The following is a 7940-nucleotide window of genomic DNA, read 5'->3' as shown; positions in this document are numbered from 1 at the left end:
ACGCGTTCGATGTTGCTGGTGCGCAGAGTGTTACGGCTGACTTCACCGCTGGTGCTGGCTTTGTCAGCTCGTCGGCGTCGGCTCAGACGGTGACGGTCTCTGATCCGGCTCCGGTCGACAAGGCGACAAAGACGGTGCTGAGTGTTCAGGGTGAAGCCAAGGTCGGACTGCCTGTTGATCTCTTCGCGACAGTGTCCGAAGATCCCTCGGACGCCCTGGTGCCTTCCGGCGGAACGGTCCAGTTCAAGATCGGTGGAGTCGATCTGGGTGCCCCGGTCGCGGTTGTGGACGGAGTTGCCAAGCTGCCGCACGTATTCGGAGCAGAAGGCACCTTTGCAGTCTCGGCTGTATTCAGTGGATCCGGTGTGTTCACGTCGTCCACTGCGGAGTCTGTCGACGTCAATGTCACGGTTCCGACCCCGTCGGATGTCGAAAGCTCTACGTCGTTGACGGCTCCGTCCTCGGCAAAGGTCGGCACGGCGGTGCAGCTGAAGGCTGTGGTCAGTTCTTCCGGCGCGACGTCGGGAACCGTCCAGTTCTTCGACGGAACGACTCCGATCGGAACTGCCGTTGATGTTGTCGGTGGGCAGGCTGTGTTGAGCCACACCTTCACCACGACCGGCAACCATTCGATCACCGCGGTCTACAGCGGCGCCCAGGGTGTCACGGGTTCCACGTCGACTGCATCGGTTGTGAACGTCGGCAACGGGGGCGGTGACTTCGGTTCGCTCGGATCGTTGTCGCTGCCGTTCGGTTCCTGATTCTCCGATGATGTGATGCCCCTTGTGCCCCACAGGCGCAAGGGGCATCACTCTTCGCAAATCGATGATTGGTCGTTAGCGGAACTATCGGCAATTCGTGATTTTTTGTCGGTATTTGTCCGAAAAAACTGATACAAGTACTACTTTTGACGGGTACTGTACGGGCGTCCAGCTTCAATTCTGATTTTCGCTCTGTTCGAGTATTCCGAGAGAAGAACCAATGCACATCTCGACGCTCCGGCACTGTGCCGCGCCCCTGACCGGCGCTGCCCTGGTGGCCGGGATGCTGCTTATAGGTGGTGGGCAGGCCGCTGCGCAGACCACCACGACCTCGTTCAAAAGTACGTGCCGCGCATCGGCGACCATCAACGTCGACAAGACCAAAGACGATTCCGTCATCGTCAATGCGCCGACCACAGTGGTATCCGGAGAGACATTCACATTCACGATTCAGCCGGGCCCGGCTTCATACCCGGACAGTGATTCCGGTGCGACTACCAGCAATCTGTCGAGGTTGAAGTTCGATTTCGAGATTCCGAACAACACGACATTCGTTCAGGCCGCGGTGCTGCCGAACACGGGTAAGAACCTCGATGGGGTTCCGGCAGGCGTGCTGAGGATCAACACGTCGGGTTCAGCCGATTCGGCAGGGCCTCTGCTTCGGTTGTCGGGCAACAACGAAGTCATCGCCAACGGCACTTCGAACAGCACCAACAGCGAAGGGGGAATCCGTGCTCCCAAGCTCAAGAAGAATCTTGACGGATCGTCCAACAGCAACGGGGACAGTTGGTTCCAGATGCCGGCCGTCGAGGTAACCGTCGTCGCAGGCACCGCCGGGACGGCCATCACTCCGAAGGTGCGGACGTCCGGCAGCGCCGGAAGTTACAACGCAAGCGAGAATTTCAGTACCCAGCTCGCCAAAGCAACTTTTCTCGGTGGAACCCAGTGGGCGCCGACCAAGTGTTCTCCGCGGGACGGAACGGGATCGGGGCTCAATCGTGGCGCAGGCGCGCTGGCGACCATCGCAGTATCGAGTGCTGATGCACCCTCGACCACACAGCTCAACCTACCGGCCTCGACATACGTAGGCACCGAGATAACCCTGACTGCAGGCGTTTCCGGTGGAACATCCGGTGGCACGGTTCAGTTCAAGGACGGAGACAACCTGATCGGTGGACCGGTCGCGGTTGTCAACGGCACCGCCGCGCTTCCACACACGTTCACGACGGCCGGCGACCACAGCGTCACTGCCGAATACAGCGGCGTATCCGGAGTCTCCGGATCGACATCGGCGCCCAAGGTGATCAAGGTCCAGTCCGCACGCACTGCGACATCGGTTGCAGTCACCGCGCCCGAGAATTCGGCGATCAACGTGCCAGTGGACTTGAGCGCAACAATCTCACCGACACCGACGGGTGGCACGGTTCAGTTCAAGGACGGATCGAACAATCTCGGTGCGCCGCAGCAGGTTACCTCCGCCCAGGTCAAGCTGACCACCTCCTTCACAACTCCCGGACAGCACTCGATAACTGCGATCTACAGCGGAACAACCGAATTTGCCGGCTCGACGTCAACTCCACAGATCGTCGGAGTCGCAGCAGCAGATTCGGTGACGACAACATTCGTCAACCTTTCCGGGTCGGCTGCGACCGGTGACCAAGTAGCGCTGTCCGCATCAGTCTTCCCGACGCCCACTGGCGGAACGATTCAGTTCAAGGACGGTGGAGTCGATATCGGTGCCCCTGTCGAACTCGTCGGAGGGACAGCAAACCTTACCCACAGTTTCGATTCGGCAGGCAGTCATTCGATCACCGCGATCTACTCGGGAGCGGCGGGCTTCACAGCCTCGACGTCGCTACCGAAGACGATCACGATCGATGACGGAATCTCCGGCACCACGACGGTAGTCACCGTGCCGGAATCGGCATCGACTCGGAACCCGGTCGAGTTGCGCGCGACGATCAATCCCGCACCAGCGGGTGGCACCGTTCAGTTCGCCGACGCGGGAGTGCCGCTCGGCGATCCGGTTGCCGTCGACAACGGTGTAGCTGTCGTCACCCATTCCTTCACGACGGCTGGAACGCACGCGATCACTGCGCTCTATTCCGGTGATCCGACATCCGCAGGATCGGTTTCGACGGCGCAGAGCATCGAGGTGACGTCCTCCGATGTGGCTACGTCGACAACGGTGACCGTCCCGGCGACCGCCCGGACCGGCGGTGCCGTAGATCTGAAGGCATCGGTTGAACCGAAGCCTTCCGGTGGCACCGTCCAGTTCACGAACGCGGGCTCGCCTATCGGATATCCGGTCAACGTGGTCGATGGTGTCGCGACGCTCAGCCACGTCTTCACGAATTCCGGGTCTCACGATATTGCCGCTGCGTTCAGCGGCGCTGTCGGATTCGACGGTTCCACGTCCGCCCCGGGCACCGTGGAGGTCAGTCTCGCGGATCTCGGCACCGCCACTCTGCTCAGTGTTCCCGGCGAAGCAAAGACCGGCGCCGCCACCGACCTTTGGGCTTCGGTGTTCGAATTGCCGAGTGGGCAGCCTGTTTCGACCGGTGGAACCGTTCAGTTCTCCGACGGAGGGGTCAGCCTGGGTGCGCCGGTGTTCGTATTCGACGGAGTCGCCAAGCTGACACATACTTTCTCCACTACGGGTGCACACGAGATCGTTGCGACCTACAGCGGATCCGAAGGCCGTAACGGCTCGGCAGCGCAGGCACGTTCGATCAACGTGTCGCAGGCGACTGCGTCGGACATCTCGACCGCCACCGTCATATCCGTACCCGGCACAGTCACGGTGGGTTCGCAAATTTCGTTGAGCGCCAACGTCATCGCCTCGGAGACCGCAGGTGGAACCGTGCAGTTCATGGATGGCGACACACCAATCGGTCAAGCGGTTGTACTGGTCAACGGCGTTGCCACCATGGGGCATACCTTCGACAAGGTGGGTGCTCACCCGATTACCGCTGTCTACAGCGGTGCTGCCGGATTCTCCGGCTCGACGTCGGCGGCTACTTCCGTCCTCGTCGAAAAGGCCTCGACCGGCAACGGTGGCGGCGGATCCAGTGATTTTCTTCCGTTCGGTTCCTGACCTTCGTGCGTTGCTAGCTGAGGAGTATTCGTGTCTGTGAGAAGAAGTTCCGCGGTTGTGGTGGCGGCGTTGGTCGGCGGTGTATTGGTGGCCGGTGGTGTTGCTTCGGCGGCACCGTCGTCGTCGCCGCCCGTGGAGAAGAGCGTCGACTTCAAGTTGGGGTGTGACGGCTACGAGCATTTGGCCGTTGACATCTCGGATGTGTTTCATTCGACGGGTGTGACGGTGTCGGCGCCGGAGAAGGTAGTGGCAGGGTCGACCTTCACGTACCGGGTGCAACCGAATGCGATGTCAGTGCCGACAGGTGGCCATGCGGGTCGCAGTGTCGGTAAGTGGACACGACTGAAGTACGACTTCGACATTCCTTCGGGTGTGTCCTTCGTGGATGCGCGAGTGGTGACAGGTTCATCGTCGAATCTGTCAGGTGTGGCTCCGTCGGTGATTCGGATCAACGACGGCGGTTCGCCGGATGGTGCGGGTACGCATCTACGTATTTCGGGGAACAACCAGACTGCTGACTCGAACAACAAGGGCAGCAACGGCCCGAGCTCGAGCAAGAACAGCGACGGCGGAATCGAGGTCGCAGCGGGGAATACCTTCCGGTTGCCGGCGATCGATGTGACGGTGGTTGCCGGTGCCGCCGGCAGCACGGTGCAGCCGAAGTTGCGTGCAACCGACGGTGATTCGGGCTCGTTCAATTCACCGAAAAACGCGTTCACGTTCCTGCAGTACGAGACGTTGTGGCCGGGGTACTGGGAGCGGTACAACTGCTCGCCGCGTGATTCGAACAATGGTGGATTGAATGCCGGTGGTCAGGCGCTGGCCACTGTCAACGTCGTCACACAGGTGGGCACGACAACAACCCTCACATCCGGAACGACGGCCACCGTCGGCCAGTCGACGGACCTGGTAGCGCAGGTCTCGCCGGCGCCGACCAGCGGCACCATTCAGTTCAAGGACGGTGGAACCGACATCGGTACTCCCGTCACCATCGTCAATGGTGTTGCCACACTGCCGCATACCTTCACAACAGCGGGGAGCCATTCCATAACCGCCGCATACGACGGGGTTCTCGAGTTTCTCGGATCCACGTCGTCGGCACAGACGGTGAACGTCGCGGCACCCAATGAACATACGAGTACGTCGGTCACCGTGCCGGCGAGCGCTGTCGAGCAGACATCCGTCGAGTTGAACGCATACATCTCACCGGCAACCGACGGTGGAACGGTGCAGTTCAAGGACGGTGGGATCGACATCGGAGGTGCGATTCCGGTGACGGCCGGAGCAGCGAAGCTCGGCCACACTTTCACCACAACCGGCGCGCATTCGATCACCGCAGTCTATTCCGGCACTGCAGGTTTCGACGGTTCGACCGCCGAGGCGCAGACAATCGAGATCTCGAGTGCCACGCAAGACACGACCACGACACTCCAGGTGCCTCCCACCGCGAACAAGGACGCTGTCGTCACATTGACGGCAACCGTGAACCCGCAACCCAACGGTGGAACCGTCCAGTTCAAGGACGGTGGAGTGGCGATCGGTGGCCCGGTGGCAGTGAGTGGCGGAATTGCCTCTGTCTCCCACACGTTCACCGCTACCGGCACACATGACATCACTGCCGAATACTCGGGTGTCGCAGGCTTCGGTGCGTCGAATTCCCAAATTTCGACCGTCACAGTGGCTCTCGTTCAACAGAACACGACCACAGTGCTCAGTGCTCCGGTCGCTGCCTCGACCAGTGCAGCAGTCGATCTGACTGCGGTGGTCTCGCCGACACCAAGCTCGGGAACCATCCAGTTCAAAGACGGCGCGGCGAACATCGGGAGTGCAGTAGCCGTGGTCAACGGATCGGCGACACTCTCACATCAGTTCACCGCCAACGGTGCACACAGCATCTCGGCCGTGTACTCCGGCGGTGCAGAATTCGGCGGCTCGATCTCGGCACCCAAGACCGTGGCTGTGTCGACTGCAGCAGTTGACTCGGCGACTACCGTGACTGTTCCGCCCAGTGCGAACACCGGAAACGCCGTCGACCTCAAAGCCGCTGTGTCGCCCGCGGGCAACGGTGGAACGGTGCAATTCAAGGATGGCGGTACGAACATCGGCGGTGCGATTGCGGTGACGAATGGTTCAGCGACGCTCAGCCACACCTTCACCGCGGCCGGCTCGCACGACATCACGGCGGTGTTCTCGGGAACTAACGGGGTGAACGGATCGACATCCAGTGTTCAGTCCGTCCAGGTGAGTGTTGCCGATCAGGGTTCCGTTACATTGCTCAGCGTGCCCGGCGAAGCGAAAACCGGTGTGGAAACGGACCTGTGGGCGAGCGTCCGGACGTCGACTGACGGAATTGTCGGAGAAGGCACCGTGCAGTTCTTCGACGGCGGCGTTGCGATCGGTGGTCCGGAAGCTGTGACGGCTGGCGCTGCCGGCTTGTCCTACACGTTCACGACCACGGGACCTCACACCATCACCGCGGTGTATTCAGGCGGCTCGGGAATCATCGGGTCAACGGCACTGGCACGCACGGTGAACGTCACCGCTCCGGCTCCGTCCGACATCGCAACAGCCACAGGAATAACCGTTCCCGGCAGTTCGACCGTCAACAAGTCGGTAACTCTCTCCGCCACTGTCACCTCGGTGCAGAACGGGGGAACCGTGCAGTTCATGGACGGGGATACGCCGATCGGTGAGGCTGTGGCGGTAATCAACGGGATCGCTGCCCTCAACCACACATTCACGACGACCGGTGTCCACTCGATCAAGGCGATTTACAGTGGCGCAGCCGGATTCACGGGGTCCACGTCCGATGTCCGCACCGTCCAGGTCAACGCGGCGCCCGGTGACGGCGGCAACGGCGGTACCGGTTCGCTCGGAACGGGATCATTGGAGTCTCTTCCGTTCGGTTCCTGACCTGGTCACAGCATCTGCAGTATTCGAATACCGTCGACGGGAGTAGCTATGTCACATCAACAGTTCTGCGATTCAGGTTGGAGAAGTTTCCATGTCGCGTAACCTGATTCGCCGTGGCATAGCCCTCGTCGGCGTCGCTTCAGTGGCGTTGCTGACGGTCGGTTCCATCTCGGCTACCGTCTCCTCTGCTGCGACGGCAACCGTCTCCGAGGGCAAGTACCGGTTCACGCGCAGTTCCAACGTCGACACCGTGTATCTCGGTGACAAGATCACGTACACAACTGCCCTCACCAAGTCCGGTATCGACGGGTACATCAACACCTTCGTCGATGTACACCCCGCCTGCCTGACGTACGAAACGGGCTCTGCGAAACTGACGCGAGGGTCTACGTCGTCGATCACTCCGTCGTCCGTCACGGGAACGTCAGTCACTGTGACCAATGCCGGCTGGCTGGTCAACGGAAACAATCCATGGACATTCAGCGTGACGTACCTCGTCACGGATTCCTGCGCGTTCGGTGCACTCGGTGGTGGCGTCACAGCCAGGGGCACCGTGATGGGCAGCAGTGGTTTCGGAGTCTCCGAAGATCATTCCACCATGGGACCGTCGGTGACGGTTGCCAAGCGTGACACCACCACTACGCTGTCTGTGCCGGCCACCGCGACGGTGGGCTCGTCGGTAGACCTGACGGCGACAGTCGGGCCCAACAACGTGCCGGGGGCTGTCCAGTTCAAGGACAACGGCAGCAATATCGGGTCCCCTGTCACCGTCAGTGGTGGTGTGGCCACATTGGCTCACTCTTTTGGATCCGTTGGCTCACGCTCCGTGACAGCGGTATTTACGCCAAGTGCGGTGGCGTACGCGAGTTCGACATCCGCCGCCGCGAACGTGGCGGTCTCGAACCCCGTTCCGGTGGATGTGCAGACGACGACGTCGTTGTCGGTTCCCGCGACGGCGATTGCGGGTACTGCGGTTGATCTGACCGCTACCGTGGCTCCGAACAACGCTGTGGGTTCGGTGCAGTTCAAGTCGAACGGTGCGGCGATCGGTTCACCGGTGACAGTCTCCGCGGGTGTTGCGACATTGAGTCATGCGTTCGATGTTGCTGGCGCTCAGAGTGTTACGGCTGACTTCACCGCTGGTGCAGGGTTCGTGAGTTCGTCGGCGT

4 protein-coding genes are annotated in these 7940 nt (G+C 61.1%); all 4 read left to right on the top strand.

Going from position 1 to position 7940, the window contains the following annotated elements; all coding sequences use genetic code 11:
• Positions 1-761: Ig-like domain-containing protein (locus QRN54_RS33315; RefSeq protein WP_285184028.1), on the top strand; the 761-nt coding region annotated here is incomplete at its 5' end.
• Between the two features lie 220 nt (positions 762-981).
• Positions 982-3858 (top strand): beta strand repeat-containing protein, encoded by a 2877-nt coding sequence (locus QRN54_RS33310; protein ID WP_285184027.1) that lies wholly within the window; start codon positions 982-984, stop codon positions 3856-3858.
• 30 nt (positions 3859-3888) lie between these two features.
• On the top strand, positions 3889-6771 hold the full coding sequence (locus tag QRN54_RS33305) for a beta strand repeat-containing protein (protein ID WP_285184026.1): 2883 nt from the start codon (positions 3889-3891) through the stop codon (positions 6769-6771).
• A 91-nt stretch (positions 6772-6862) separates the two neighbouring features.
• The coding region (locus QRN54_RS33300) for an Ig-like domain-containing protein (RefSeq protein WP_285184025.1) at positions 6863-7940 on the top strand (1078 nt) is incomplete at its 3' end.

The organism is Rhodococcus sp. MEB032, assembly GCF_030208925.1.
Classification (GTDB): Bacteria; Actinomycetota; Actinomycetes; order Mycobacteriales; family Mycobacteriaceae; genus Rhodococcus_F; species Rhodococcus_F qingshengii.
The sequence above is the reverse complement of the archived record's forward strand: the minus strand, read 5'-3'. Positions and strand labels throughout refer to the sequence as shown.